We start from the raw sequence: 24,884 nt of genomic DNA, 5'->3' as shown, positions 1-24,884 counted from the left end.
CGTTATCCAGCTTGGTCAAATACCAGTGCGGAGGAGAGGTGCAGGGGAAGTTGATCACCCGGTGCCGCTTGAATATCGCTATTCAAGACGGCCTCGATCGTTTCTCCTTCGGCCAGTTGAAAGCGATAGTTTACGTGATGGCCGAGAAAACTCTTTTCCACAACCCGGGCCATAACGGCATTGGGGTGTTCGCCTGCGGAAATATCCTCACTGCGCACAAATAATTGGAGTTTATCGCCCGCTGTGCATGCAGTTGTCGGCAGCGTCACCTCACCAAGAGGGGTGCTGACGAGGCTGTTACCGACGACAGTGCCGGCAAGGATATTGCCCTCACTGATAATCCTGGCAACTGCCAAATTATTTGGCTTCTGGTAAGTGTCCTGAGGGCTATCCCACTGCTGTAGCCGCCCCTGACTGAGAACTCCTAGCTTATCGCCGGCAATAAAGGCCTCGTTGCGGTCGTGGGTAACAATAATTGCGGGGATGTTTTCCTCGCGCAGTATGCGGCGGACCTCAGCAGCGAGACTGCGGCGCAGCTCGGTATCCAGGTTGGAGAAGGGTTCATCCAGCAACAATAACTTGGGGCGCGGTGCCAGCGCTCGTGCCAGAGCGACACGCTGCTGCTGCCCGCCGGACAGCTGGTGGGGGTATTGTTGCCCGAAGCCTTGCAGACGCACCAATTGAAGTAGCGAATGAGTGCGGGAATCCCGCTCACTTTTTGGCAGCGACTGGAGACCGAAGGCAATATTCTGCGCAACTGTAAGGTGTGGGAAGAGGGCATAATCCTGAAAGACCACGCCAATTTTGCGCCGTTCTGCTGGAACCTGTGTGTCAGTGGCAGAAATTACTTGCCCGGACAGCTGAATACTGCCCGCAGTGACCGGCTGAAAACCGGCAATGGCGTGTAGCAGTGTTGTCTTACCACAACCGCTGGGGCCCAATAAACAGGCAATTTCTCCGGCCTGTAAGGCGAAGGAAACGGATTCGATAACAACCTGATCACCGTAGCGGCATTGCAGATTATTGACACAGAGTATGGATTGCACAGATTTTCCAGTAGTTTGCGTTCTCAGCACGTCAGACAGCTTGTGGAAGTAAAATTGAAGGCGACGACGGAGGCTAGAGTTAAAATGGTTTTTAACAAAATGTCTAGTGTTAGTCAGCACTGGTAGCAATTTATGCCGCAACGACTTCCAGCGCTGATACAACCCCTACCGTTAAAAAACTGTGCTTTCGGTGACACAAACACTTCTCTACACCAGCTTTGTTAGCCTGCTTATAGCTTGTGTTCACTTAAAGGGACGTTGTAGTAGATCGCTTTTTCGGCAGCTTCAAAGGTTTCTTTAATCCATAGGTTATATACAAATAAGTTTCTTTTGGCTAATTGTGCTATCTCTGGAGTGGAAATGAGCTCTCTCTCCGTTAGAATGCGAATCGACTCGATATCACACTCTTCTGAGCCGGTTTGAGCAGCCCATTTTTTTAAGTATTCAACACACTCATGTAAGGTTTCCTTGTCGTATTCGGATATGATTTGGGTAATAAGGGTATGCCTCCAGTCAAGATCAGCGGTTTCTGCTGTTTGTAAAACGCTGCGGAGCTCAAGCTTTCCAAGCTCCCTAAAATACTCATAAATTGAGCCGGCAATCGGCCAGTTGGGGTCACAGGTCCAAGAGAGCAGTTCGTGTATGTATTCAGAATTCTCGGGGTAACCAATAGCAATTATGTCGTCAACTGATTGCTGATCGCATTTATCTGATATTCTCAAAGTCATGGAGTGGGTTTCCTTTAGTAAACTATTCTAATCTTAATGCTCTAATAAATAGCCAGAGAACCTCTGATGGCGCCACAGGGCGAGTCTTGAAGGTTCGCAGAGATATTGCGGGGGCATTCAGAGGTTCCTTAGTACAGCAAAGTACCGGGAATCCAGTAGAGACCGTACCAAGAGTGATGCTTAAGGGGCTTTTGCTGGGGTGAACTCTCTAAGCTGAATGTGATTCCCCTCGGGATCAGCGATATTACAAAGCTTAAAAACTGGATTTGACCATTCACCTTCCAGCGTGCTGCCCCCTAACGCCACTACCCGATTTTTTATATCTTCAAGGCTGTCTACGCCCATAAATACTTTGACCGTATTAAAATTGCGTTCAGGAAGCTCAATAGGTGGGGTATGCACAACAATATTGAATCCATCTCCCCCCAGGCTAACCAGTTCATCAGTTTCGTGTAATACGGATAATTCAAATAGTTTCAGGTAGAATCTGGATAGAGATTGTATATTCCTTGCGTATATGATTGCGCCAAATTTAGCTGGTCCGTTCATGCTTTTCCTTTTGTTATTTTTCTGAAAATCCCGTTCTTAAAAAATATCTCTGGGTATCTTTGTGTGTCGTATTTTATTTTTTGAGCTCAGAAACTGATACCGGGAAAGTTTCGAGTATACCAATTTTTAGCTTTCCAAGTGAACCCTTTAAACAACTTCGTGATACTTCTGAAAGCTCCGCAGGGTGGGGTTTTCAGAAGGGGAAATTGATCGGGGCTATTGGGGAAGCCTTATTAGTCCTTATTTTCATGCCTTAAAATAAGACGGTAGTACTACCAGTCTTCGCTTTTGTTAGGTGTCGCGCACAATTGTTATCGTGTTAAAGCCTTCATCCGGAGTGGGTGCGACAAAAAATTTTGTAACCGCAGCAAACATTTCCCTGGTGTCAGTTGCCGCTCTCTCAGGCCTCTCGGCAGCTCTTTTGGTAACTTGTCTAAGGCATATATCATTGGGTGTGTCGAGATATATAAGTTTGTGTGGCGCACTAATTTCCGCGTAAATTGTTCGAAGCCAGTTTCGCTGTGAAACAGTGTTCGCAGGGAAGTCCATTACAACATTGGTTCCGGCTGCCAAAATGGATTGAACCAGTTTTTTGATTTGAGGCTTAAGTTGGTTTGAGTATTTGATGTAGTCGTTCAGTGATCTAATCTTGTTAGGGTAAAGAGACTCAAGCCACTCGTCTTCGGAAAGCAAAACTGCACTTCCACCATGAGTGATTTCTCCTGCTTTTGTGGATTTTCCTGCGCCCATCTTCCCGCAGAAAAATACTAGCTCTCCCTTGCTCATTTTTATCTCTGTTTGTGAAGCCTATTGTAGATGAATGTGGCGCAGCTCTATGCTGTGAGAGCTATTGCTGTATCTGTATTATGTTGTATCCGGTTTTATTGAGTGGAGAGTTGCTCCAAAGTGGATATCAGGCTCACTACTTCTGAAAATCCTTTGGCAAGATATGCTTTTATCCCGATTTTTTGGGCCGCAATTACATTGCTCTCATTATCATCAATGAATACTGTGTTTTCAGGGCGCACTTTCAGTTCACTCAATGCGTGAAGATAAATTGAGGGGTCGGGCTTTGCTATGCCCACTGTATGTGAAGCGATGATTTTCTCGAATACATTACATGCGCCAAACTCACCGATAATTCTGGGCCAGTGTATCTCATTAGTATTTGATAGCGCTGCTACACGATACTTTAAGGAAAGCTCTTTTAGGAGTTCAATAGCTCCTGGGTAGAAGCCTTTTGGCCAATTCCTAAAGTGCTCGATAATTTCATTCGGTGTTTCGGCAATGCGATACTCTTTTTTGAAAATCTCGGCAAATTGATGTTTTGAGATGCGGCCAAGCTCGAACTCCTTTGCTGTGGTAGATGTAAGCCATGCAGAGGCATTCATCTCTAAATTTGGTAGCGGTGTCCCCTCTAGCTCTATGACGACTCCACCCAGATCAAATAGGTATAGTTCGATGTTTTCGTTCATGTTTTAATGTGGGCTTCTAATGTTTAGTGCGTTTGTGTCAGAAAAAAAGGTTTTGATGCCGGGTGCCTTTACTTGCTGCAGGCGGGATTTGCTCGTGTGTAGCTAAAAAATAGTATTTCTGACAATAAGAGACCAAATACACTTGCAATAGCGAGAATACGGTTAATTTAAAAGTCTAATACTTTAGCTATTGGTACTATATCCTATGCTGACAATGAAGAATATAGGATGAGTATTGTCAGGTGTCATGTTTTTGGTGAAATCGAGGTCAAAGCTGGTGGGGTAGAGGTGCGGACAGAGCTAATGCTTGTCTGTTTTCTAAGGTCTTGTAGCTTTGCTTGACTGCTCAATAAGAGTTAGGTCTTTTTGAAATTTAGCTATATCCAATAGAGGTTTCCTTTGATATAAGTATCAGTCCTGGCGAGCTGGCAAGGCTCGACTTTATCTTGTTGTTCCATTTCGTTTCCATAAGCGCAATGCATGCAGGTGAGTAATGCAGCACTAAATAGTGCGCTACGAAAGGTATTCATAATTCTTGCTTTTATCGGGAAGTCTTCGTAATTATATGTTGGGCGTGCTGGAATGGCGGCACGCCCATTTGTTTTTTAGGCTTTACACAGATTGATCCAAGCTGTCATTCCAGATCTTGGCGCCTTGTTCGTGGCTATCAACCCCGTCAAAGAAACCATTGATACAAGCATTTAGGTCAAAGTCTTCGCAGTCTTCCCAGAGTAGTATTTTAGGCTTATGCACTCTAAACTTTTCACTGCCACTTGCGGGGCTGTAGGGGACACCGATAATAGCTTTTGATTGCGGCGAACAATAAGAGCGAATCTCTATTATCAGTGCATCATACCTTTTTTCTTCTAATGGAATACGCGCATCAAAAACAAAGGCGGCATCCTTTGCATTGCGCTCATTTTCTTCGAGCCACTTTTGTCCTATTTCAACCGATTCTTCAAGTTCTTCAGACATAATACGACTAAACGAACTCTTGCCATCTTGATCTGTGTATTAAGGTTTCCCCTCCAGAAACAGACCAAATAGCGTGCGCGGCGGTATTGCCAGCCAATTTGTGTGCTTGTATCATTTTTAATCTCTATACTTGTAGCTCTAATACCTTTGGTAGAGGCAAATTGTAATGCTGAATAAAAGCTGCCCCTAGGGGGGGAGATTTTTCTTTCGGAGTGTACTCATATACAGGCTACATGGCATTGACCGCGTTCTCAATTTGCCGTTTGCGAAGCAATTTGTATTTAGATAATACTTCGTTGAGTTGACTCTGCTTTACAAAAATGGAATTGAAGGTAGTAGTGCTTTGAAAAGTCATTTAAATAATATTTCTTTGTGCAGAAATTTATTGGGGGGAGGTGACTGTCCATTATTGCGAGCTCACACAATGGGGATGAGTCGGTAGATAGAAGCTACCGGTTTCTCGATTTAGGTAGCTCCTTGTACTCTACATGATGATAATATTTAGGCCTGGAATCAAAGCGAATATGTAACCATGCAACTCCTTGACCCGCCGTACTTAACCAAACTGGCTTGTCAGATGCTAATTCACTACCGATGCGGCCAACAGTACTCCATAATGCATGTTGCTGGTGAAAAGGAGCTGTATTTGTAAATGATGCGAGATGACAATAGTTGGCGTCAACTTTTATACATGTAGGTGCAACAAGATGAGCGTCTTTTCCTAGGCTCTGGAAGGAAACTACAGGCTCAGAAGCATCTCTGATATATGAGTTAAATGGCGCAGGGTCGGCATCGCGAATTATTGTAGGTGCATTGAGTACGACAAACTCAAATTTGTTGTTAAGTGAATTTTTTGTATACCCTGGTGTTTCCCATCTATATGCATCAAATGGAAGTAGTCTAAGTGATGAAATAAAAAACTCTCGAAACTCTTTGTTTTCCCGGAGAAGTTTAAGCGCTTCACCGATAGATATAACTCCATCATTCCCGTTGACTGTAAAATGGTATCCGTTACTGATTTCGGATTTTATTAAATTCCACATAATATCTCTTCCTAATAGCTATGCTTTAGGCGGGTAAATCTTATTTTGGTCGCCCCAGCTGCGGATCAGCGGTTCAATATACTTGATAGGCGTGGATGGCGAATTAGTGAGGTACATTTATGCTGCTGGGTAGAGATTCATTACGGATAGGGAACCGCCCATTGCGGACCAGCACGATGGGTGGTGTGGGGGTCGGTAGCTAGAAACTACCGGCTACCCGATTTAGCGCTACACCCGCTCATGTAGCAAACCCATAATTTTTTCATCGAATTCACCAATGATCGATGGTGTTTCCATGACGTAATATAAATCCTTTTTCATTTGCTCAATATCAAATAGCCGGTATTTTTGAAATATGCCTTTCTTGCTCGCTTGAGTTTTCACTCGAACATAGCCTTTAGGATTTAGCTCCTGCCAGTGAGCATGGGCATACTCATTTCGTATTCTTGCGGACTCTTCAAGGTGGTTCTGTATCTTGGTGAGCTCATTCGGCTCAAGCTTGATGCCACCGTACTCTATTATTTGCCCGTACAAATTAATCAGGGCTTTAGCTTTACCCTGAAACATCATTTCAGCCAGAAATACGTATGTTCGATCATCTTGATTCCCGGCGTGTGTGAGCTGTTCTGCAATCAAGTACTCTAGGGTGGATTCTAGAGAATTAAACTCGATTATTATCCTGCCTATGAAATAGGCAATATCATCGAGCTTGTCCTCAAGATCATCCTCGTTTTCGAATTCATCAAGTATATCTAAGTCAGGATGATCTTCTGATCGATGTTTTTTGAATTCACTCATGACTATCCCTGGAGTGCTAACGCCGCCAGCAGGGGCCGAAAAACCAGAGCGAAGCGGCGTTTTTTTGGTCCCTCTGGCTGGCTTTGTTAAGCTGCTGTGGCTCGATCCTGCTCCAACCAAGCTACAACAAACTGAGAGTAATCATTAAAAGTCATTTCTGTCTTTTTAATTTTTGCCTCCTTACACAGTCCTGGTAAGGCGGAGCTAAATTCCTTGTAACGACGTACGATTTCCGCACCTCCTGATATTTTCCTTCTAGGATTTGAGTTTCTTAACCAAGTGGTAACAACCTTAATAGATTCTTCAGGGCAGCCGTTATGTATGCGTATATCTTGGCCGGCAATGTCAGATAAAAATACTTGGTAACGCCAAGGCTTCTTGTCCGTTATCATGCATACCTTTTTCTTCTGGTCCGCATTTCCATATTTTTTTGCACCCAAAAACATACCAAGTTCAAGAGGCATGTTGAATCTCGGAAGTTTGGTTTTTGTACATAGCTCAGTTCTACTGATGTCGTGTATCCCGAATTTACATTGAGAGATTATTTTAGATATCTTCTCAATTCTAACTTCACCTCCATCTTCATCCTCTAATGCGCAGCGCGCGATAAAACCGCAATCAAAAATGCAAAATACCTTTGCATGGAACAAATCGAGGTACTTATTATCAAAGGGGCAGTTTATGAATACGCTGTCGTTATATTTTTTAACAGCCATATCATGCCCTCCTGGCCGGTGCTTTACGCTTTGCAGCTGGTCTTTTAGCAGCAACTTTTTTAGCTGTCGTAGGCTTGGCTGTTACCTTCTTTACGGCAGGCTTCTTAACAGTGACCTTATTAGTAGTTCCTGCAGCCTTCTTAGCTGCTACTTTCTTCACAGCAGCTACTGCAGCTGACCTAGTGACCTTGCCTGTCTTAGCCGGCCTGAGGACCTTGGCTGCCGCAGAAGCTGCTTTTTTGGAAGTGACTTTCTTGGTCTTTGACTGAGATAAGGTGCTCCCTGCTGCTGTTTTCGCCTTCTTCGTAACCTTACTACTTTTCAGTACTTTCGATGCAGAAGAGGCAGCCTTGGCAGACGTTTTTTTCTTGGGGGATGACGTCTGGGATAATGCACTGGCTGCAGCCTTTTTCTTTGCTGGTGCCTTTCTGGCAACCACCTTCTTGGGAGGGGCTTTTTTTGCTGGCATGCTTCTCTCCTTGGTTGATGCTTAACGCCGTAAGCAACGGCCGAAATGTAGCGGCGAAGCCGCAGAATGCAGGTCCAGCCCACGTAGTGGGCGGTGTTGCCTTGCTTTGGTACGCCCAGCATGGGCGTGAACTAATGGGGTGAAAGTCCCCTGCAGGAGGATCACCGTTTAATGGTCTCCATTAAATGCTAACTACTAGCAAATGGCAACTGCAAGACCGTGAGGTCTTGTGGGGAGGAAGCCGCTAGCAAAGCTACGAGCTGACGAACAGAAACATCATATAAGGCTTAGCCTGGAGGCGAGGTAGCCAAGGATACCGAAGCCATGTGGTCTAACGGGTAGAGTAAATGATGCAGTTGTGTAGTGAAAGTTCACGCTCTTATCTGGGGAGATCTGTTCAACCGGCTACTGTAAAGCTGTCAGCGTGGCCGCTGACTCATAAGTAGGCCCAGCCCGCTAGCCACCATCGCGGGGGTAAACAAAATTGGTGGAACACAGCAGCGCCTCGGCCAGTAATGGCCAAGGTGATTGAACAGAAGTCAGCCGACGGCATAGTAGCCTAATGCCAAGATTAATACCTTGGATACGGTGAAGGCCTGAACCCAAACTCCACGAGTTAAAAGACAGGGCTAGCCTACCGATGTGTTGCCAGCCGGATATAAAATTGACGTAGCGCACTACCATGACACTCAATTCAAATGAAAATCTGCTTGAAATCATCCTCAGCAAAGAAAATCTTAATGCTGCATGGAAACACGTGCGAAGCAACAAAGGTGCCGCAGGCATTGACGGGATTACTGTCGATAATTTTGTGCAGCACTTCAAGGCAGTTGGCGACGACCTCATCGAGACTATTCGACAGGGTCATTACCAGCCGCTTCCCGTCAGGCGCGTCTACATTCGCAAGCCAGATGGTGGCTAGCGTGGGCTCGGGATACCTACGATCTTTGATCGTGTTATTCAGCAGGCTATCGCCCAAATTATCGGTCCCAGTTTCGATAAAACCTTTTCGGAGTTCAGCTATGGATTCCGCCCAAAGCGATCACAGCATCATGCGGTGAAAAAGCTACAGAAGTATATCGAAGGCGGGAAGCGAATAGCCCTAGATGTCGATTTATCTAAGTTCTTCGACCGGGTCAACCATGACTTCCTCATGAGTTTACTTGGCCAAAGAATCAGCGATAAGCGTTTACTCAAGTTGATCGCAAGCTTAAGCTCAAAGTTAACGATACTAAAAGCCAAGTAGTTCCTGTCAGCCGCTGTAAGTTTTTGGGATTCTCTTTTCGCGGTGCAAGGCTCGTCTGGCATGACAAGTCCCTGCTCCAATTTAAATACCGCATCCGCCAGATTACAGGGCGATCCCGTGGTATTTCTATGGAAAAGAAACTGAAAGAAATTACCGTGTTCCTCCGTGGTTGGATCAATTACTTTGGTATAGCGCAAGGCTATCAAAAATGTATCGATCTTGACTGCTGGATACGACGAAGATTGAGAATGAGCTACTGGAAAAACTGGCGTAAAGTGAGAACGAAAGTCCGAAACTTACTACGCATGGGTGTGAGTGAATCACTGGCTGTCACTTGTGGATCGTCCGGTAAGAGTTACTGGCGAAATGCAAAGACCGAAGGTATTCATATTGCACTCAACAATGAGCTTTTCCAAAAGATGGGTTTGATTTCGTTACGTGACCGCTGGGTAGAGATTCATTACGGATAGGGAACCGCCCATTGCGGACCCGCACGATGGGTGGTGTGGGGGCCGGTAGCTAGAAACTACCGGTTACCCGATTTATGAATTAGATCCACTAAATACAAACCGTGCAGATTAATTGGTACAACTCAGATTTGTCTTTCATTGCAGGCTTAGATGAAACTCGGATTGCTTGGTCGAGATCATGCAAAAAACCTTTGCCGGGTGGAAAATGGCCTTCAAGCTCTCCCTGCTTTATTGACATCTCCCAATATTCCAGCTGCCCGCCTTCCATATAGTATTCAGCGAGCTCTTTCATTGCTGCATAACATTGTTCATTTGTAGGCCATTCCATCGCGATCCTTACGATTCATAACGCCTCAATAATGGGCGCCAAAAGCAAAGCTTTTGGTGTCCAGCCGTGAGGCGAAATTGATTGATTTGTTATAGAGCGGCCTACACAAACTATTCAGGCTTTGACAAAGTGCAATGCTCACGAGAATAAAGCCGCTCCATATATGTATTAGTATTTGGGAAATCATCTAAGAGTTTCTGCTCTTGACCCCAGCAAAGTGTGTATGCCAACACAATATCTGTCGCTGAAAAACGGTCATCAACCACGTACTCATGCTTCGAGAAATGCTCTTCCAAAGCAGCGACAGCCTTACGGTATAGCATGTTGTTCTGTGGAACTATTGCAGGCACATGTTGTTCTGGAGGCAGCACAAAATCCATAGAGTTGATTTCCGTGGATTGTACGAATGGCTCTAATTCACTCAATACGAAGCAGACCCACTGATTATGAAGATTGCGTGACCAACTACCTGAATTTGGAATCAAGTTTTTATCTGGTACTAAATCAGCTATTGCTGTAACAATTGCAGCAGATTCAAAAAGAGGATGGCCGTTGATTAGGATTGCGGGTAACTTGCCTAAAGGGTGAATTTTTAATAGCTCAGATGATTTAAATATTTCCACGCCATCCTGAATAGACTCGAACTCTAATTCAGCCTCTAACAAAGCCCAACGAACACGAGCAGATCTAGTTGGACCTAATTCGAATAGTTTTATTTCTATATTCTCAGTCATACTACCTATCTGTTTTCGGTATTAGTTCATGCCATATAACGACTACAACAGGGGCGGCCGGAGCGTAGCGTAGGCCGTCCCGCGAAGGGCCAAAGGCCCGTAGCAGCCTGCTTGTAATTGTTAAATGCTGCTGCCATAAAACTCTATTTTAATTTTTTTGGAGGTATACCACACAATGTATATTTTTGTACCGACGTACAGGCCATTTATGAGTTCACTTGTATGCACCACAAAGTCTGCTGTGCACTCAAATTTTTCATCCTCTTCATCGAACGGGTAACTCTCTTTAGTCCAGACATTTATAACAGTATCTAGAGTCTGTTCTCTCATAACCTCAACAATCTTACACTCTTCTGGAGTGATCGGATTCATAGGTATTGGATTAACATATGGATTTCTCATGGTATTTAACGCCGGCCACAGCGGCCTGCAGACCCGGCACATAATTGCGCCAGCAATTTGAGTGGCAGGTTTGCAGGTCCGTTGCTGGCCCTTGGTGCGCCCAGCATGGGCGTGAACTAATGGGGTGAAAGTCCCCTGTAGGAGGATCACCGTTTAATGCTCTCCATTAAATGCTAACTACTAGCAAATGGCAACTGCAAGACCGTGAGGTCTTGTGGGGAGGAAGCCGCTAGCAAAGCTACGAGCTGACGAACAGAAACATCATATAAGGCTTAGCCTGGAGGCGAGGTAGCCAAGGCTACCGAAGCCATGTGGTCTAACGGGTAGAGTAAATGATGCAGTTGTGTAGTGAAAGTTCACGTTCTTATCTGGGGAGATCTGTTCAACCTGCTGCTGTAAAGCTGTCAGCGTGGCCGCTGACTCATAAGTAGGCCCAGCCCGCTAGCCACCATCGCGGGGGTAAACAAAATTGGTGGAACACAGCAGCGCCTCGGCCAGTAATGGCCAAGGTGATTGAACAGAAGTTAGCCGACGGCATAGTAGCCTAATGCCAAGATTAATACCTTGGATACGGTGAAGGCCTGAACCCAAAATCCACGAGTTAAAAGACAGGGCTAGCCTACCGATGTGTTGCCAGCCGGATATAAAATTGACGTAGCGCACTGCCATGACACTCAACTCAAATGAAAATCTGCTTGAAACCATCCTCAGCAAAGAAAATCTTAATGCTGCATGGAAACACGTGCGAAGCAACAAAGGTGCCGCAGGCATTGACGGCATTACTGTCGATAATTTTGTGCAGCACTTCAAGGCAGTTGGTGACGACCTCATCGAGACTATTCGACAGGGTCATTACCAACCGCTTCCCGTCAGGCGCGTCTACATTCGCAAGCCAGATGGTGGCCAGCGTGGTCTCGGGATAGCTACGATCTTTGATCGTGTTATTCAGCAGGCTATCGCCCAAATCATCGATCCCAGTTTCGATAAAACCTTTTCGGAGTTCAGCTATGGATTCCGCCCAAAGCGATCACAGCATCATGCGGTGAAAAAGCTACAGAAGTATATCGAAGGCGGGAAGCGAATAGCCGTAGATGTCGATTTATCTAAGTTCTTCGACCGGGTCAACCATGACTTCCTCATGAGTTTACTTGGCCAAAGAATCAGCGATAAGCGTTTACTCAAGTTGATCGCAAGTTACTTGCGTGCAGGAAGTGTAGAAGATGGATGCTGGAAAGCCTGTCATGAGGGGGTGCCACAAGGGGGCCCCTTATCGCCGCTGCTCTCCAACATTGTACTCGACCTGCTCGATAAAGAGCTGGAAAAACGCCGACATGATTTTGTTCGCTATGCGGATGATTTTGTGATTGTTGTTGCTTCTAAGCGCGCGGGTGAACGGGTTATGGTGAGTATTAAACGCTTTGTTGAGCGCAAGCTTAAACTCAAAGTTAACGATACTAAAAGCCAAGTAGTTCCTGTCAGCCGCTGTAAGTTTTTGGGGTTCTCTTTTCGCGGTGCAAGGCTCGTCTGGCATGATAAGTCCCTGCTCCAATTTAAATACCGCATCCGCCAGATTACAGGGCGATCCCGTGGTATTTCTATGGAAAAGAAATTGAAAGAACTTACCGTGTTCCTCCGTGGTTGGATTAATTATTTTGGTATAGCGCAAGGCTATCAAAAATGTATCGATCTTGACTGCTGGATACGGCGAAGATTGAGAATGAGCTACTGGAAAAACTGGCGTAAAGTGAGAACGAAAGTCCGAAACTTACTACGCATGGGTGTGAGTGAATCACTGGCTGTTACTTGTGGATCGTCCGGTAAGAGTTACTGGCGAAATGCAAAGACCGAAGGTATTCATATTGCACTCAACAATGAGTTTTTCCAAAAGATGGGCTTGATTTCTTTACGTGACCGCTGGGTAGAGATTCATTACGGATAGGGAACCGCCCATTGCGGACCCGCACGATGGGTGGTGTGGGGGCCGGTAGCTAGAAACTACCGGCTACCCGATTTATACGAATTGTTCCAACCAAACCTGTTGAGCTTTAAAGCCTGAATCAACCCATTTCTCCAGTTGCTCAATGGACTCAAATCTCTTATTGAGTAATTCTCTCTCATTTGAAACAAAAACTATTGGTGCAAGGAAAGCCTCGTTGGCATCATTTGAAGAATCAAAGCTATCCAATTTTTCAGAAATATAGTTAAGATTATTTAAGTTTCTCTCACTATAGATCTCAGCATCTTCTGCTATCCCACTTAAACGAACCAGCTTCGTTAATGTGTTTCGTATCCCGACTGCGTACCTATGTGTAATGTAGTCTGACACTTCACTTAGGTCAGTTAAGAAAAGTGCTCGTCCATCAAATGAACCTGCAATATATTGCTTTCCTTTTTTCGATGCTCGTGCCACACCGCGAAGTGTAAAGAAATGAGTAAATGTCGACACGAAGGTAGTCAGCACTTTCATAATTCGATTTTCATAATAGTTTGGAATTTTGTTCAAAACTATTGATACTTCATCAGAACAAATAATGGCACCCAAAATAATGTTTTGAGCATCATGGGGGCACTTACGATGTAGAGCTTCAAATGTTTCGTCCATAGCCTCCCACATTAGCCCCTCAAAACGTTTATTTCTGATGCTGTTTTTAAGGTATTTTTTACTTAGACCAATACCATCTAAACGTATTATCAGGTATCCATCATCTGGGTAGGTTGAAAGCATTTCAGTCTGCTTTTCCACTTCCCTAAAGCGTCCATCCATACTCGTATATTTTTCAACTAGCTTCATGAACTCTCCCTATTCGTATAACGCCTGGCGCAACGGCGAAGCACATAGTACTGAGTCCGGCAGCCGATGGCTGCGTATTGCCGCCGCTTGGTACGCCCAGCATGGGCGTGAACTAATGGGGTGAAAGTCCCCTGTAGGAGGATCACCGTTTAATGGTCTCCATTAAATGCTAACTACTAGCAAATGGCAACTGCAAGACCGTGAGGTCTTGTGGGGAGGAAGCCGCTAGCAAAGCTACGAGCTGACGAACAGAAACATCATATAAGGCTTAGCCTGGAGGCGAGGTAGCCAAGGATACCGAAGCCATGTGGTCTAACGGGTAGAGTAAATGATGCAGTTGTGTAGTGAAAGTTCACGTTCTTATCTGGGGAGATCTGTTCAACCGGCTGCTGTAAAGCTGTCAGCGTGATTGGTGGAACACAGCAGCGCCTCGGCCAGTAATGGCCAAGGTGATTGAACAGAAGTCAGCCGACGGCATAGTAGCCTAATGTCAAGATTAATACCTTGGATACGGTGAAGGCCTGAATCCAAAATCCACGAGTTAAAAGACAGGGCTAGCCTACCGATGTGTTGCCAGCCGGATATAAAATTGACATAGCGCACTGCCATGACACTCAACTCAAATGAAAATCTGCTTGAAACCATCCTCAGCAAAGAAAATCTTAATGCTGCATGGAAACACGTGCGAAGCAACAAAGGTGCCGCAGGCATTGACGGGATTACTGTCGATAATTTTGTGCAGCACTTCAAGGCAGTTGGCGACGACCTCATCGAGACTATTCGACAGGGTCATTACCAGCCGCTTCCCGTTAGGCGCGTCTACATTCGCAAGCCAGATGGTGGCCAGCGTGGGCTCGGGATACCTACGATCTTTGATCGTGTTATTCAGCAGGCTATCGCCCAAATCATCGGTCCCAGTTTCGATAAAACCTTTTCGGAGTTCAGCTATGGATTCCGCCCAAAACGATCACAGCATCATGCGGTAAAAAAGCTACAGAAGTATATCGAAGGCGGGAAGCGAATAGCCGTAGATGTCGATTTATCTAAGTTCTTCGACCGGGTCAACCATGACTTCCTCATGAGTTTACTTGGCCAAAGAATCAGCGATAAGCGTTTACTCAAGTTGATCGCAAGTTACTTGCGTGCAGGAAGTGTAGAAAATGGATGCTGGAAAGCCTGTCATGAGGGGGTGCCACAAGGGGGCCCTTTATCGCCGCTACTCTCCAACATTGTACTCGACCTGCTCGATAAAGAGCTGGAAAAACGCCGACATGATTTTGTTCGCTATGCGGATGATTTTGTGATTGTTGCTGCTTCTAAGCGCGCGGGTGAACGGGTTATGGCGAGTATTAAACGCTTTGTTGAACGCAAGCTTAAGCTCAAAGTTAACGATACTAAAAGCCAAGTAGTTCCTGTCAGCCGCTGTAAGTTTTTGGGATTCTCTTTTCGCGGTGCAAGGCTCGTCTGGCATGACAAGTCCCTGCTCCAATTTAAATACCGCATCCGCCAGATTACAGGGCGATCCCGTGGTATTTCTATGGAAAAGAAATTGAAAGAACTTACCGTGTTCCTCCGTGGCTGGATCAATTATTTTGGTATAGCGCAAGGCTATCAAAAATGTATCGATATTGACTGCTGGATACGACGAAGATAGAGAATGAGCTACTGGAAAAACTGGCGTAAAGTGAGAACGAAAGTCCGAAACTTACTACACATGGATGTGAGTGAATCACTGGCTGTCACTTGTGGATCGTCCGGTAAGAGTTACTGGCGAAATGCAAAGACCGAAGGTATTCATATTGCACTCAACAATGAGTTTTTCCAAAAGATGGGCTTGATTTCGTTACGTGACCGCTGGGTAGAGATTCATTACGGATAGGGAACCGCCCATTGCGGACCCGCACGATGGGTGGTGTGGGGGCCGGTAGCTAGAAACTACCGGCTACCCGATTTACACCTCAATCTCTGAGACTTGAAATAACTCAGCGTATTGCGTGGTAGCAGCCAACAAATAATCTGTGACCCACTTCAAACACATTGCTGAATATTGGACTTCAATCCGAGACTCAACTCCTCTTCCACGTCCACCATCCAACATACGATAGAAACCCATTGGAAATGAATGTGTATGATTTGACAGAAACCTATACTTGAAACGAAATTCAGATAGATTTGCTTTTAATCGTTCTAAGATCTCATCATGTGTAAGAAAAAAAGCGTCATTCCCTTTTAGAAAGTGCTTCTGTTTCTTTTCACTTAACATGGCAAAGAAGCTATTTGATCTAAGAGCAAGAATCATTCGCTCTCTATCTTGCTTAGCTGCATCATCTTTCTCATATACACTCCCCATCGCATCGAACATTTTTACTCTAGATATGTGATCATGCAGGTCCATTAGGCTGACGCGTGCTTCCCACTCATCCACCGGACATTCATCAATAGCTAGATAATAGAATGCTAGATAGGCCTCCATAATATCTCTTGTTAGAGATGCTACAGACCTGTAATCCCAATGTTGGTCAGCACCTAATGTTTCAGGCTCAGGGCACAACTTGTATACAGAAACTGATGACGTACAGATTTTCGTAAAGAGCAACGAACCAAGCAAATTTCGATTTACAATTCCTTGGCATTGCCCAGATAAATCATGTGACAAATTGCATGCGCTCTTCATTGCCTCAAAGAAATTAGCGTGTATTTCTGGATAGGCCTTTACGAATACTTCTGGGTCATGCTCCATTGGCCATATCTTCCTGAAGGGTGTAACGCCGCTAGCACCGAGCGAAGCACGCAGTGCGTAGTCCGGTGCCTAGCCTGGTTAAATGCATGATTAGGCATCTGCTCGTCTTTTCAGCTTGACGCAGCACAACGTTGTAAACATGTAGCTGCCTTTTTCATGCTCTACTTCTACAACGACATTATCTTTTTCTAAAACGTTGTCTGTTGTAACCCATTGCAAAAATCCTTCTTCTAGTTCGCTGTGAGAATAGTCTTCTCCGAGCATTACAACATTTGCAGATACGAATTCGTTTGGGCCCACATCGTATTCAACGATATCACCCAATTTTACTTCTTCTCCAGATTCGTATTGCATAAGCATTTAGCGCCCGGCTATGGGGCGAGCAACTTGTTGCGAGTCCCATGCCATGAGCCGTTTGTTATGCATTTTCTATCATTTCACTAAGCTTACGGACTGTATTTAAGTTGCGACCAGTGGCTGTGACTCCCAAACAAGCCTCTATATTTGCGACTAACTTAGAACGACCAATTCCATCAGGTGCGCTCAAGTAGAACACGCCGTCAATTAGTTCATACTGCTCTGTTTGCGAGGCTATTTCCTCTAGCTTAATTTTGTTTATCTTTGGGCGTTCCTTGCAATAATAGAAATGAACCTCTTTCCCTTCTTGATCTTGAAAAGGGTTGTTTGAAACAGAAGAGTAAAATTCTTCTTCGTCTAGCACCATAACCTCGGCTGAAAAACCAAACGTGGTTTGAATTAAAGTTTCAATTTCTATTTCAGGTGACTTCTCATACTTCAGAACAATATTTCCGCTTTGAATATACGTTGCAACGCTTTCAAATTTATTGTCTTCCAAAAGAACTTTTAGCTCCTTCATTGGGACCAAATTCTTTCCTCCTACATTAATACCCCTCAACAAAACAATATAGGTTTTCATCATTTGTTTCCCGATGCATAACGCCGCTAGCAAGGGCAGCCGAAGCAACGCGTAGGCTGTCCAGCCCAGCCCCGAAGGGGTTGGGCGAGCTTGCCTAGCCTGGTTATGGTTGGCGCGCTCGGGACCGACTACCAGCACTTTGCCAGCCATAATTTGGCTGGCCGCTGCCCAATATTTACGAGGAAAGAATACCGCACTTTCCCCAACCAATTCCTATTTTACTGGCACTCCACGAAATTGCAGCAGACTACCCACCTCTACCACACTTGAGCAAATACCCTAGGAACGAAACTGCTTGAATAGCAACCAGTAAAAAGGGCTCAATATCGGCTGCAATTTAGTGGCACTAAAGCTTCAGTTACTACGAAAAATCAATAAAATCGACCGCCACAATAACGCCCAGCGTTGGCTGTCGCTCTGCCGCTGCTTGTTAGGGTATTACCCTTTTGGTACGTACTGAATTTCATTATTACACTGCCCTAACCATGACCTAAACTTGATTATATTTGCGTAAGGATATTCCCCGTTTGAGCTTGGTAGTTCTTTCACTGACCATATAGTGGACCCACACCATTGCTCATTGCGCCAGTAGCTTACAACAGCGTAGTCGCTAGAAATAAGCTCCTTAATGAATGAAACTGCATCGTCACCTTCCGGATCGATGAAGTCATAGAAATGTGCATGGTATGCATCAAAAGCTACCGTCACCTCGCCTCGAAACGTGTCAACACTCAACGGACACTCCTCACCGCCTGAAGGACTTGGAACTTTGACTGATAGTACCTCTTCTCCTTCATCCATTGCAGTAAAGCAAAATTTTTCCCAGTCGGGAAATTCCTGGATAAATTGAGCTTTAACTTTTCTTGAGAATTCATCCATAGCGTTGGCTGTCGCTCTGCCGCTGTTTGTTAGATTTTATGAAAGAGCCAACGTGAATGCTTTACGCTCTTTCTGATACTGGCGCCAACAGGATTTCCAATTTTCGTGATCGTGACAAACTCGCACAGGTTTTTCAGATTGAACGAAACGCCAAAAACTCTCTGTACGAGCTTTAACGTATTCGAACTGTTCTGTTCCAGGTTCGACTGGGGTGATACTCAACTGGGTTTTCTGATTATGGCAATCTTTGCATAGGAGCTGAAGGTTTGAGAGGTCGCCGATGGAGCCCTCAATGTGATCGATATCGCGGCCGTCTTTGCCACACTGTTCACATTTACCTTTTGATCTTTGAAGCACTTTAACCCTGACTTCACACGAAATTTCGCGAGATTTCTTGTCATATCCCCCGGACATAATGTGAGCCAATCTAATTTTAACTGCTTCCTGGACATCAGGCTGCTCGATACGTCCATCTAAAGTGCATCTTCTAACATAGCGAATCAGCTCTGCTTCTTGCTCACAGGCAAGCGAGCAGTACAGCCGTGGCTTTACAAAAGGTGGCATTTCGCCGCTACAATGCAGGCACTCAAGCGCGGACTGGTTCATTATGTTCTCCGATAAGAAAATCTAACGCCTTTGTAACGGGCCGTGTTGCTGCGAAGCAGCGCTTTTAGCGGTCCAGCCCGCAGGGCGAGCGTTGACAAACTTGTTAGCCATTGCTGCACCCCGGAACCCAGTATACAGGGGCTCTACCACCCCCGTCTTCAACTGTATAGCTTACACAATGACTCTCACCTTTTTTAGGTTTGCCGGCCTTTGAGTACTCTTGATCAGAGTAAAAGACTTCGTAGACTTTGCCTACGTGCCGCTGACAGTCAGTATAAAACTCACCCCTAGTTTTTAAAAATTTCTTTGTTTTCTCTACTTTTAGCTGAAACTTCAACCCGCGCTCATACCCTTGAACATCTGAGGCCACACGGCCGAACAAATGGCAGAATTCCATCGATGATGTCTCGGCCATGTATGGAAGCAGCAAAATGATAGCTACGTATTTCTTCATTTTATGGCTAATGCCTTGCTCAGTGGAGGCTTACTTTATGCGTATTTTGCGCAAAAATAGGAGCGAAGCAACCGCGGAAAATGAGCATAAAGTAAGGCGTGGGCTGCAGCACTTAGCTCAAGAAATATACATTGACGTACCGCTATTTTCTGAAATCACTGAACGAATAAGCTTTAGCATGAGAGTCATTTTTGTTAAATGACTCAGTAAAGACCAGCTGTCGGTTGACTTGGGAAAAGGTTACTACAGGATCATCAGGATGATTACGCCACCTACCATTTGGGTAATTTCTCCAGACTATCCGATTTCCCTCTATTCGGCATTGTACAGGACTATAGCTTCCTGGATGATCTACAACAGGTTGATCTCCTCTCCGGCTGACATATATCATGTTTAGTGGTTTTGTACCCACATTCGCCATATGTGCTCCGACTAAGCCACGGCATAAATCATATTTTGAATAAAGGAAGTTTTCTTTTGGTATGGAAGCGTCCTTGCCATTGAGTGCCGATGTAAGAATTGCCAAAAATACAACGACGCCAGTGATAGCGCCAATCACACGCTTCGAATTGTTATTGTTTTTACTGTTGCCACTCTCAACGGGCTCTCCAACCTCACCAACAATAGAAGTCTCAAGTTGCGCAGTACGATGATTGCCTGAAGCTGAAACGTTCCTTGACGGTGCTGATGAATCAACTACTCTCTGAGCCCCTGTAGCACTGAAGCTTAAAACAATAGTTTGGATTCTATCGCTTGACCATGTCTCTTGGGAATCCAATGTTCTCTCACCAGAGTCATTCATCAGTTTCGCGATAGCGTAACTGTCGTTCCCCGCGTTGTGCCAATCCATAATTTTACATATCTGCTTATTTGCGGCAGCGTTTTCAACATACATTGGATCAACTTTTGTGCTGCAAAACCTGCAGATTTTAGCTCTTTTTTGTATTTTCTCTGCACAGTATGGACATTCTCTTTGCATAAAAAATCAGACTCCCCAGTAGATCCAGATGCTTAAAATATTGCTAACGCCTTTGGAAGCGGCGCGGCTTTTAGCGTCCGCTTGCCAAAATTGTTATGAAAACAACCTCACAAATATTAACTTACTTTTAAAGTAGCCTTTATTCCGAGAACATCCTTTTGCCAGGAACTATAGTCTTCAGACTCTTGCCATAATTCTTTAAGTTCAGACTTGTCGGAAAGAAGCTTATCTATTGCTTTGATAGCCGTTTCATTCAGATGGCTTGAATCTAAAGATTTGTTTTTAGAAACCCACTCTGCGGCATTATCTGGGAACCCTAAATTAGCTTTACCCTGTAACGCGGCGATTACTTCCGCTGCTGCAAGAATATTGCAACCCTCTGGAGCTTCAATATACTCAGAAGCTGCTTCATTTAGAGCAGTTTCAATTACTGATAAATCTGACGACTCTTCTAAATCATATAGCCAATCCGATGAGTCATCGTTCTCAAATGTTTTTATTCCCCATGCACCCATAATCTACTCCTAATTTCTTTGTGTTTATAGCGCCTCAAGAACCGGCGGCGTTTTCGCCGTCCGTGTTGCTTGATTTGTTAGGTTCTAGCTCGCTAATTCTTTTATTTATTTCAGCTATTTTTTCAGAAGGTGAAGCGCTTGTATCTATTGCCTGAACAACAGATAAACCTTTAAACATGTGATAGATACAACCCATAAAGCCAACGACACCCAAAACAGGAATTACTGATCCGAAACATAGCCCAAGTGCAAGCCAAATAAGTCCTTTGTACAGCGAGCGTAGACTCTTATAAATAGATCCAGTAATAACATAGTTAGCAAATGGAATATTTTTGTCCTGATGTGCTTTTAGACCGATATACTTGTCACGGAGGGTTTTCAAATAGCGAATTTCATTTTTCTCAGACCTCTGCGAAATTATCCTGCTAGATAGAAATGTAATTTTTTGCCCTAACAAAAGCACAAGCCAAAATAAACCAGAGCCCAACGCTCCCTGAATAATTAATGGCCACTCTATAATTATAGTTAATATGTCACTCACATAAGACTCCATTTGGTGAACTTGGGAACCTAACAGCTATATAGTAATTATTCTGACCACTATTATCCTGATTGTTATCTCAGAATCAATTTCTACACCAAAGTCTAAATTTTTATTTAAAACCATAGACTTAAAGCGTCCTGATACGCCCGTGCAAACTGGAAAAACGATCACTTTGACTACTATCTCGATTATCCCGATTTTAACGCTAGTCCGTAACCCATTGATTTCATGATTGTTTTTGGGTTTATCCTCTTGTTCTCTAATATCACGGTCAATATGATCGCAAATCCCTAAGCTAGCACTCGCTAACTTTTACAGGCTGGTATTAGTTGGGGAGTGGTTAAGGTATCCAGGGTGCCTCTGAATCACTCTGTAATATCTCTGCGGATCTTGAAGGCTAAAGATGTTAGGCGCAGTTCGCCGCGAATGGACGTAGATCTTTGCAAGCGTTGCAACGCAGCAGATGTGGTCTGCAAGGATTGACCTGAGGGGCTTCCATAACGGTTCATGCACCGTGTTGAGATTTCTTCTAAGGTCTAGTCATTCCTGCGAAGCTGCGCTCTTATTGAAACCACTCTGTAAGTAGAGGCATCACTGGGTTGTTCAGAGGTTCCTAAATCTCGCAGTAATATCCTAAAAGTCTGCAAGTTACTTTGATCTATGGAGAGATCTTTTCTGTAGATATATGGAGTACGTATTAAGTCGAAGCATTGAAGTAAGAATAAGTAAAAGGCGCTGACCCAAGGTGCTGGAACACCTGGGGCCAGCTAACCAAATTGATAGAGAAAGTATCAAGATGGCTATATGCATAGTACGCTAGAAACCCGCTCGTCTTCAATAAAGTGGAGCACAATCAGCGGCTTGGAGAGATTCCCCAAGCCCTGGGGGCGTTGCGTCTGCCTTTTCTTTTTCTATGCCTACCGTTCTCGCGCACCACCTCGTAGTTACTCAAAACATTTCTATTCAAGCTTTCCCATTGTGGAAGGTCTATCCATGGTTTGAGTATCAATAGGAAACAAATATGTTGATCTTAAAACGCCGCACAGGTGAAAACTTACGCATTGGAGCGAATGTCTCAATCACAGTATTGGAAGTTAAGGGGAATCAGGTAAAGGTGGGGATACTTGCTCCCAAATCCCTGCCCGTACACCGCGAGGAGATTTATAGGCGGATCAAAAGGGAAGGAAATATGGGCAGTGGAAATCGTTGAGGATCTGATCAGGATTGTGGCGGGTAGCTATGAGCGGGTGGTGTTGCTATGAAAGCGCTAACTACTGATAGTTAGCGCTTTCAGTCGAGTCAAACTCTGCGAATAGAGCCACAGGTTAAGCTCGGGAGTGATCTGTATTAGTGATGCTTGAATCCAGCTTCAAACTTTTCTGCTAATTTAAAGTAGTGATTCAGATCCTTGCGGGTTTTTTCTGGACGGTTGTTTTCGGAGTTAATGTGGATGTTCTCCACAACAACGGCGATGTCTTTTGCCAGCTGCTTCCTTTCACCCTTCAGGTTCTCAGCGAAATACTCAACACTTTTTTCGAGTCTGTAGGTGATGACATGAATCTCGTGAAGTTCAGCAGGGTTAAGCTTTTTCTTGCCCTTAATTTCTTCTGTTGTTTCAACAAAAATCTTTCTCGCATCCTTCAAGGAAGTAACTTTCGCTACTTTAAAGTGCTGGATGGGCTTTTCTCCGGCAGCAGGGCTAGCTTGAGCAGTGGCAGCAAAAGAAACAGCAAAAAGTAATGCAATTAAAATTCTCATTTTTCCTCTCTAACGCCCAAACTTTAAGGGTTGGTAAGGCATTGATCGGGCGAGGTGAATGCCTAACATCTCTCAGTGGTCATTTTGACTGCTATCGCAAATGAGGATAACTATCATTAACATTTATGATACAGGAATTTTTAGGTGCTCAAAACACTTCTCGAAAAAATTGCGATCAAGTTGATCGAAATTTGCAAGGATTAAGAAAATGGAATCTGAGAGAGGCGCGTGCGGGAGGGGCAAACGGAGGTCTTTAGCCTGGAAGCGGCGACCCCCGTGTTAAGAAAAGTAATCAGGTAACCCACTATTTTCTGTAGCAATACCGCTGGTTTTTACAGGAAGAGCTGATTTTTCCGGGATTATTGCGACCGGCTTCACAAATTAATTGGTACTGACGCTATTGGATCTCTCCCAGAACATTGACCATTGCCGAAGTTAATTGGCTAAGGTCTTCTCCAGAAATGACATAGGGCGGCATGGCGTAGACCAGTTTGCCAAACGGGCGCAGCCACACACCGCGTTCGATTAAGGCTTCTTGCACCTTGGCCATATTGACCGGCTCGCACATCTCTACCACGCCAATGGCGCCGAGCGTGCGGACATCGGCAACGCCCTCGGCGGATTTCAGTGGGGCCAGTTGCTCGCTCATCTGCTGCTCAATAGCCGTTACCCGCTCCTGCCAGGGGCCACTGAGTAGCAGTTGGATACTGGCATCGGCGACGGCGCAGGCGAGGGGGTTACCCATAAATGTGGGGCCGTGCATAAAGACGCCGGCCTCTCCCCGGCAAATACCCTCGGCCACTCTATCTGTGCAGAGGGCGGCGGCGAGGGTCATGGTGCCGCCGGTGAGGGCCTTGCCCAGAGTGAGAATATCCGGGGTGATATCGGCGTATTCACAGGCAAACAGTTTACCGCTGCGGCCAAAGCCGGTGGCAATTTCATCGGCGATAAGCAGCAGCTCGTGTTCGTCACAGAGTTCACGTACGCGGCGTAAATAATCGGCGGAATAAAAACGCATACCGCCGGCGCCCTGGACGATCGGCTCTAAAATAATCGCGGCCAGTTGATCGCGGTTCGCTTCTACTTGCCGGCGCAGCTCGGCGATATCGCCGTCACTACAGCTGTGGCCAAACGGCACCTGGGGGGCGGGGGCAAACAGGTGTTGGCTCAGCTGTCCGGCAAACAGGTGGTGCATGCCGGTGACGGGATCACAGGTGGCCATGGCGCCGAAAGTGTCGCCGTGGTAGCCGTTGCGCAGGGCGAGCAGTTGGCTCTTTTGCGCTTTGCCCTGGGAGTGCCAGTATTGGAGCGCCATCTTGATAGCCACTTCCACCGACACTGAACCGGAGTCGGCGAGAAATACCCGGTTGAGGCCCGGCGGGGTGATTTCTACCAGCTTCTTGCACAGCTCGATTGCGGGTTCGTGGGTGAGGCCCCCGAACATCACGTGGGACATCTTGTCCATCTGCTCGCGCATGGCCCGGTTTAACTCGGGCACATTGTAGCCGTGCAGGGCGCTCCACCAGGAGGACATGCCGTCGATCAGGCCGCGCCCGTCCTTCAGGTAGAGCCGCACTCCCTCGGCCCGCGCCACCGGGTACACCGGCGGCGGGTCGATCAGGGAGGAGTAGGGATGCCAAATATGCTTGCGATCGAAATCCAGGTCCATAAACACTACATCTTTATTCTTGTGAGTCGGCAA

At 45.4% G+C, this 24,884-nt stretch carries 31 protein-coding genes; 7 read left to right on the top strand and 24 right to left on the bottom strand.

Going from position 1 to position 24,884, the window contains the following annotated elements; all coding sequences use genetic code 11:
- Positions 1–2: 2 nt before the first annotated feature.
- The 10 genes from ACJJIK_RS09180 to ACJJIK_RS09135 all read right to left on the bottom strand — a co-directional run bounded on the left by ACJJIK_RS09180 (position 3) and on the right by ACJJIK_RS09135 (position 7,799).
- A complete protein-coding gene (locus tag ACJJIK_RS09180) occupies positions 3–1,046 on the bottom strand; it encodes an ABC transporter ATP-binding protein (RefSeq protein WP_444944832.1) in 1,044 nt (347 codons plus the stop codon).
- Between the two features lie 230 nt (positions 1,047–1,276).
- Complete coding sequence (locus ACJJIK_RS09175; protein WP_444944831.1) at positions 1,277–1,774, bottom strand: DUF5071 domain-containing protein; 498 nt, start codon at positions 1,772–1,774, stop codon at positions 1,277–1,279.
- A 180-nt stretch (positions 1,775–1,954) separates the two neighbouring features.
- Positions 1,955–2,323 carry a VOC family protein gene (locus ACJJIK_RS09170; RefSeq protein ID WP_444944830.1) on the bottom strand — a complete coding sequence of 123 codons (369 nt, stop codon included), beginning with the start codon at positions 2,321–2,323 and terminating at the stop codon, positions 1,955–1,957.
- Positions 2,324–2,614: 291 nt separating this feature from the next.
- Complete coding sequence (locus ACJJIK_RS09165) at positions 2,615–3,109, bottom strand: AAA family ATPase (RefSeq protein WP_444944829.1); 495 nt, start codon at positions 3,107–3,109, stop codon at positions 2,615–2,617.
- 95 nt (positions 3,110–3,204) lie between these two features.
- Positions 3,205–3,798, bottom strand: a complete 594-nt coding sequence (locus ACJJIK_RS09160) for an HAD family hydrolase (protein WP_444944828.1) — start codon at positions 3,796–3,798, stop codon at positions 3,205–3,207.
- 612 nt (positions 3,799–4,410) lie between these two features.
- Complete coding sequence (locus ACJJIK_RS09155; RefSeq protein ID WP_444944827.1) at positions 4,411–4,773, bottom strand: hypothetical protein; 363 nt, start codon at positions 4,771–4,773, stop codon at positions 4,411–4,413.
- Positions 4,774–5,222: 449 nt separating this feature from the next.
- Positions 5,223–5,816, bottom strand: coding sequence for a DUF6940 family protein (locus ACJJIK_RS09150; protein WP_444944826.1), 594 nt, complete (start codon positions 5,814–5,816; stop codon positions 5,223–5,225).
- Positions 5,817–6,044: 228 nt separating this feature from the next.
- Positions 6,045–6,614, bottom strand: a complete 570-nt coding sequence (locus ACJJIK_RS09145; protein ID WP_444944825.1) for a hypothetical protein — start codon at positions 6,612–6,614, stop codon at positions 6,045–6,047.
- 86 nt (positions 6,615–6,700) lie between these two features.
- Positions 6,701–7,330 (bottom strand): hypothetical protein, encoded by a 630-nt coding sequence (locus tag ACJJIK_RS09140; protein ID WP_444944824.1) that lies wholly within the window; start codon positions 7,328–7,330, stop codon positions 6,701–6,703.
- A gap of 1 nt (position 7,331) precedes the next feature.
- The gene (locus tag ACJJIK_RS09135) at positions 7,332–7,799 is read right to left on the bottom strand and encodes a hypothetical protein (RefSeq protein WP_444944823.1); all 468 of its coding nucleotides are present in this window, start codon (positions 7,797–7,799) and stop codon (positions 7,332–7,334) included.
- Between the two features lie 757 nt (positions 7,800–8,556).
- On the opposite strand from ACJJIK_RS09135, the gene ACJJIK_RS09130 reads away from it, so the two are divergent.
- From ACJJIK_RS09130 to ACJJIK_RS09120, 3 genes are read left to right on the top strand one after another with little or no spacing between them, the layout of a single operon-like run.
- A complete protein-coding gene (locus tag ACJJIK_RS09130) occupies positions 8,557–8,721 on the top strand; it encodes a hypothetical protein (RefSeq protein WP_444944822.1) in 165 nt (54 codons plus the stop codon).
- A gap of 12 nt (positions 8,722–8,733) precedes the next feature.
- Positions 8,734–9,045, top strand: coding sequence for a reverse transcriptase domain-containing protein (locus tag ACJJIK_RS09125; protein ID WP_444945049.1), 312 nt, complete (start codon positions 8,734–8,736; stop codon positions 9,043–9,045).
- 23 nt (positions 9,046–9,068) lie between these two features.
- Positions 9,069–9,515: a group II intron maturase-specific domain-containing protein gene (locus ACJJIK_RS09120; protein ID WP_444944821.1), complete on the top strand. Its 447-nt coding sequence runs from the start codon at positions 9,069–9,071 to the stop codon at positions 9,513–9,515.
- Positions 9,516–9,603: 88 nt separating this feature from the next.
- Here ACJJIK_RS09120 and ACJJIK_RS09115 read toward each other — a convergent pair whose 3' ends face one another.
- The 3 genes from ACJJIK_RS09115 to ACJJIK_RS09105 all read right to left on the bottom strand — a co-directional run bounded on the left by ACJJIK_RS09115 (position 9,604) and on the right by ACJJIK_RS09105 (position 11,129).
- A complete protein-coding gene (locus tag ACJJIK_RS09115) occupies positions 9,604–9,843 on the bottom strand; it encodes a hypothetical protein (protein WP_444944820.1) in 240 nt (79 codons plus the stop codon).
- A gap of 110 nt (positions 9,844–9,953) precedes the next feature.
- Positions 9,954–10,577, bottom strand: coding sequence for a glutathione S-transferase family protein (locus ACJJIK_RS09110; protein WP_444944819.1), 624 nt, complete (start codon positions 10,575–10,577; stop codon positions 9,954–9,956).
- A gap of 120 nt (positions 10,578–10,697) precedes the next feature.
- A complete protein-coding gene (locus ACJJIK_RS09105; protein WP_444944818.1) occupies positions 10,698–11,129 on the bottom strand; it encodes a hypothetical protein in 432 nt (143 codons plus the stop codon).
- 517 nt (positions 11,130–11,646) lie between these two features.
- On the opposite strand from ACJJIK_RS09105, the gene ltrA (ACJJIK_RS09100) reads away from it, so the two are divergent.
- A complete protein-coding gene (gene ltrA, locus ACJJIK_RS09100; RefSeq protein WP_444944817.1) occupies positions 11,647–12,918 on the top strand; it encodes a group II intron reverse transcriptase/maturase in 1,272 nt (423 codons plus the stop codon).
- A 72-nt stretch (positions 12,919–12,990) separates the two neighbouring features.
- Here the strand turns inward: ltrA (ACJJIK_RS09100) and ACJJIK_RS09095 are convergent, their stop codons facing one another.
- Positions 12,991–13,770: a tRNA(His) guanylyltransferase Thg1 family protein gene (locus ACJJIK_RS09095; RefSeq protein ID WP_444944816.1), complete on the bottom strand. Its 780-nt coding sequence runs from the start codon at positions 13,768–13,770 to the stop codon at positions 12,991–12,993.
- Between the two features lie 607 nt (positions 13,771–14,377).
- On the opposite strand from ACJJIK_RS09095, the gene ltrA (ACJJIK_RS09090) reads away from it, so the two are divergent.
- Complete coding sequence (ltrA, locus tag ACJJIK_RS09090; protein WP_444944815.1) at positions 14,378–15,424, top strand: group II intron reverse transcriptase/maturase; 1,047 nt, start codon at positions 14,378–14,380, stop codon at positions 15,422–15,424.
- Between the two features lie 30 nt (positions 15,425–15,454).
- A complete protein-coding gene (locus ACJJIK_RS09085) occupies positions 15,455–15,649 on the top strand; it encodes a hypothetical protein (RefSeq protein ID WP_444944814.1) in 195 nt (64 codons plus the stop codon).
- A gap of 72 nt (positions 15,650–15,721) precedes the next feature.
- On the opposite strand, the gene ACJJIK_RS09080 is transcribed toward ACJJIK_RS09085, so the two are convergent.
- From ACJJIK_RS09080 to ACJJIK_RS09045, 8 genes are all read right to left on the bottom strand, one after another.
- Positions 15,722–16,510 carry a DUF5677 domain-containing protein gene (locus ACJJIK_RS09080; protein WP_444944813.1) on the bottom strand — a complete coding sequence of 263 codons (789 nt, stop codon included), beginning with the start codon at positions 16,508–16,510 and terminating at the stop codon, positions 15,722–15,724.
- Between the two features lie 90 nt (positions 16,511–16,600).
- Complete coding sequence (locus ACJJIK_RS09075) at positions 16,601–16,864, bottom strand: hypothetical protein (RefSeq protein ID WP_444909075.1); 264 nt, start codon at positions 16,862–16,864, stop codon at positions 16,601–16,603.
- Between the two features lie 64 nt (positions 16,865–16,928).
- Positions 16,929–17,657, bottom strand: a complete 729-nt coding sequence (locus tag ACJJIK_RS09070) for a DUF1697 domain-containing protein (protein ID WP_444944812.1) — start codon at positions 17,655–17,657, stop codon at positions 16,929–16,931.
- A gap of 228 nt (positions 17,658–17,885) precedes the next feature.
- Positions 17,886–18,326, bottom strand: coding sequence for a hypothetical protein (locus ACJJIK_RS09065; RefSeq protein ID WP_444944811.1), 441 nt, complete (start codon positions 18,324–18,326; stop codon positions 17,886–17,888).
- 36 nt (positions 18,327–18,362) lie between these two features.
- Complete coding sequence (locus ACJJIK_RS09060) at positions 18,363–18,932, bottom strand: HNH endonuclease (RefSeq protein WP_444944810.1); 570 nt, start codon at positions 18,930–18,932, stop codon at positions 18,363–18,365.
- A gap of 596 nt (positions 18,933–19,528) precedes the next feature.
- Entirely contained in the window at positions 19,529–20,365 is an 837-nt protein-coding gene (locus ACJJIK_RS09055) for a hypothetical protein (RefSeq protein ID WP_444944809.1), read from the bottom strand.
- A 116-nt stretch (positions 20,366–20,481) separates the two neighbouring features.
- Positions 20,482–20,880: a DUF4259 domain-containing protein gene (locus tag ACJJIK_RS09050; RefSeq protein WP_444944808.1), complete on the bottom strand. Its 399-nt coding sequence runs from the start codon at positions 20,878–20,880 to the stop codon at positions 20,482–20,484.
- Between the two features lie 34 nt (positions 20,881–20,914).
- On the bottom strand, positions 20,915–21,421 hold the full coding sequence (locus ACJJIK_RS09045) for a hypothetical protein (protein ID WP_444944807.1): 507 nt from the start codon (positions 21,419–21,421) through the stop codon (positions 20,915–20,917).
- Between the two features lie 1,024 nt (positions 21,422–22,445).
- On the opposite strand from ACJJIK_RS09045, the gene csrA reads away from it, so the two are divergent.
- Positions 22,446–22,634 (top strand): carbon storage regulator CsrA, encoded by a 189-nt coding sequence (gene csrA / locus ACJJIK_RS09040; RefSeq protein ID WP_299583554.1) that lies wholly within the window; start codon positions 22,446–22,448, stop codon positions 22,632–22,634.
- Positions 22,635–22,771: 137 nt separating this feature from the next.
- On the opposite strand, the gene ACJJIK_RS09035 is transcribed toward csrA, so the two are convergent.
- Both ACJJIK_RS09035 and bioA read right to left on the bottom strand, forming a co-directional pair.
- The gene (locus ACJJIK_RS09035; protein WP_444944806.1) at positions 22,772–23,182 is read right to left on the bottom strand and encodes a DUF6746 family protein; all 411 of its coding nucleotides are present in this window, start codon (positions 23,180–23,182) and stop codon (positions 22,772–22,774) included.
- Between the two features lie 397 nt (positions 23,183–23,579).
- Positions 23,580–24,851 carry an adenosylmethionine--8-amino-7-oxononanoate transaminase gene (bioA, locus tag ACJJIK_RS09030; protein ID WP_444944805.1) on the bottom strand — a complete coding sequence of 424 codons (1,272 nt, stop codon included), beginning with the start codon at positions 24,849–24,851 and terminating at the stop codon, positions 23,580–23,582.
- Between the last annotated feature and the right edge of the window lie 33 nt (positions 24,852–24,884).

It is taken from the genome of Microbulbifer regidiadema (SeqCode), from assembly GCF_052466995.1.
This window is presented reverse-complemented; position numbering and strand designations above follow the sequence as displayed.

Excerpts from the sequence above, each read along its gene's own strand:
- ACJJIK_RS09175 (WP_444944831.1), bottom strand. The coding sequence starts at position 1,774 with ATGACTTTGAGAATATCAGATAAATGCGATCAGCAATCAGTTGACGAC.
- ACJJIK_RS09170 (WP_444944830.1), bottom strand. The coding sequence starts at position 2,323 with ATGAACGGACCAGCTAAATTTGGCGCAATCATATACGCAAGGAATATA.
- ACJJIK_RS09165 (WP_444944829.1), bottom strand. The coding sequence starts at position 3,109 with ATGAGCAAGGGAGAGCTAGTATTTTTCTGCGGGAAGATGGGCGCAGGA.
- ACJJIK_RS09160 (WP_444944828.1), bottom strand. The coding sequence starts at position 3,798 with ATGAACGAAAACATCGAACTATACCTATTTGATCTGGGTGGAGTCGTC.
- ACJJIK_RS09155 (WP_444944827.1), bottom strand. The coding sequence starts at position 4,773 with ATGTCTGAAGAACTTGAAGAATCGGTTGAAATAGGACAAAAGTGGCTC.
- ACJJIK_RS09150 (WP_444944826.1), bottom strand. The coding sequence starts at position 5,816 with ATGTGGAATTTAATAAAATCCGAAATCAGTAACGGATACCATTTTACA.
- ACJJIK_RS09145 (WP_444944825.1), bottom strand. The coding sequence starts at position 6,614 with ATGAGTGAATTCAAAAAACATCGATCAGAAGATCATCCTGACTTAGAT.
- ACJJIK_RS09140 (WP_444944824.1), bottom strand. The coding sequence starts at position 7,330 with ATGGCTGTTAAAAAATATAACGACAGCGTATTCATAAACTGCCCCTTT.
- ACJJIK_RS09135 (WP_444944823.1), bottom strand. The coding sequence starts at position 7,799 with ATGCCAGCAAAAAAAGCCCCTCCCAAGAAGGTGGTTGCCAGAAAGGCA.
- ACJJIK_RS09115 (WP_444944820.1), bottom strand. The coding sequence starts at position 9,843 with ATGGAATGGCCTACAAATGAACAATGTTATGCAGCAATGAAAGAGCTC.
- ACJJIK_RS09110 (WP_444944819.1), bottom strand. The coding sequence starts at position 10,577 with ATGACTGAGAATATAGAAATAAAACTATTCGAATTAGGTCCAACTAGA.
- ltrA (WP_444944817.1), top strand. The coding sequence starts at position 11,647 with ATGACACTCAACTCAAATGAAAATCTGCTTGAAACCATCCTCAGCAAA.
- ACJJIK_RS09095 (WP_444944816.1), bottom strand. The coding sequence starts at position 13,770 with ATGAAGCTAGTTGAAAAATATACGAGTATGGATGGACGCTTTAGGGAA.
- ltrA (WP_444944815.1), top strand. The coding sequence starts at position 14,378 with ATGACACTCAACTCAAATGAAAATCTGCTTGAAACCATCCTCAGCAAA.
- ACJJIK_RS09080 (WP_444944813.1), bottom strand. The coding sequence starts at position 16,510 with ATGGAGCATGACCCAGAAGTATTCGTAAAGGCCTATCCAGAAATACAC.
- ACJJIK_RS09075 (WP_444909075.1), bottom strand. The coding sequence starts at position 16,864 with ATGCAATACGAATCTGGAGAAGAAGTAAAATTGGGTGATATCGTTGAA.
- ACJJIK_RS09065 (WP_444944811.1), bottom strand. The coding sequence starts at position 18,326 with ATGGATGAATTCTCAAGAAAAGTTAAAGCTCAATTTATCCAGGAATTT.
- ACJJIK_RS09060 (WP_444944810.1), bottom strand. The coding sequence starts at position 18,932 with ATGAACCAGTCCGCGCTTGAGTGCCTGCATTGTAGCGGCGAAATGCCA.
- ACJJIK_RS09055 (WP_444944809.1), bottom strand. The coding sequence starts at position 20,365 with ATGCAAAGAGAATGTCCATACTGTGCAGAGAAAATACAAAAAAGAGCT.
- ACJJIK_RS09050 (WP_444944808.1), bottom strand. The coding sequence starts at position 20,880 with ATGGGTGCATGGGGAATAAAAACATTTGAGAACGATGACTCATCGGAT.
- csrA (WP_299583554.1), top strand. The coding sequence starts at position 22,446 with ATGTTGATCTTAAAACGCCGCACAGGTGAAAACTTACGCATTGGAGCG.
- ACJJIK_RS09035 (WP_444944806.1), bottom strand. The coding sequence starts at position 23,182 with ATGAGAATTTTAATTGCATTACTTTTTGCTGTTTCTTTTGCTGCCACT.
- bioA (WP_444944805.1), bottom strand. The coding sequence starts at position 24,851 with ATGGACCTGGATTTCGATCGCAAGCATATTTGGCATCCCTACTCCTCC.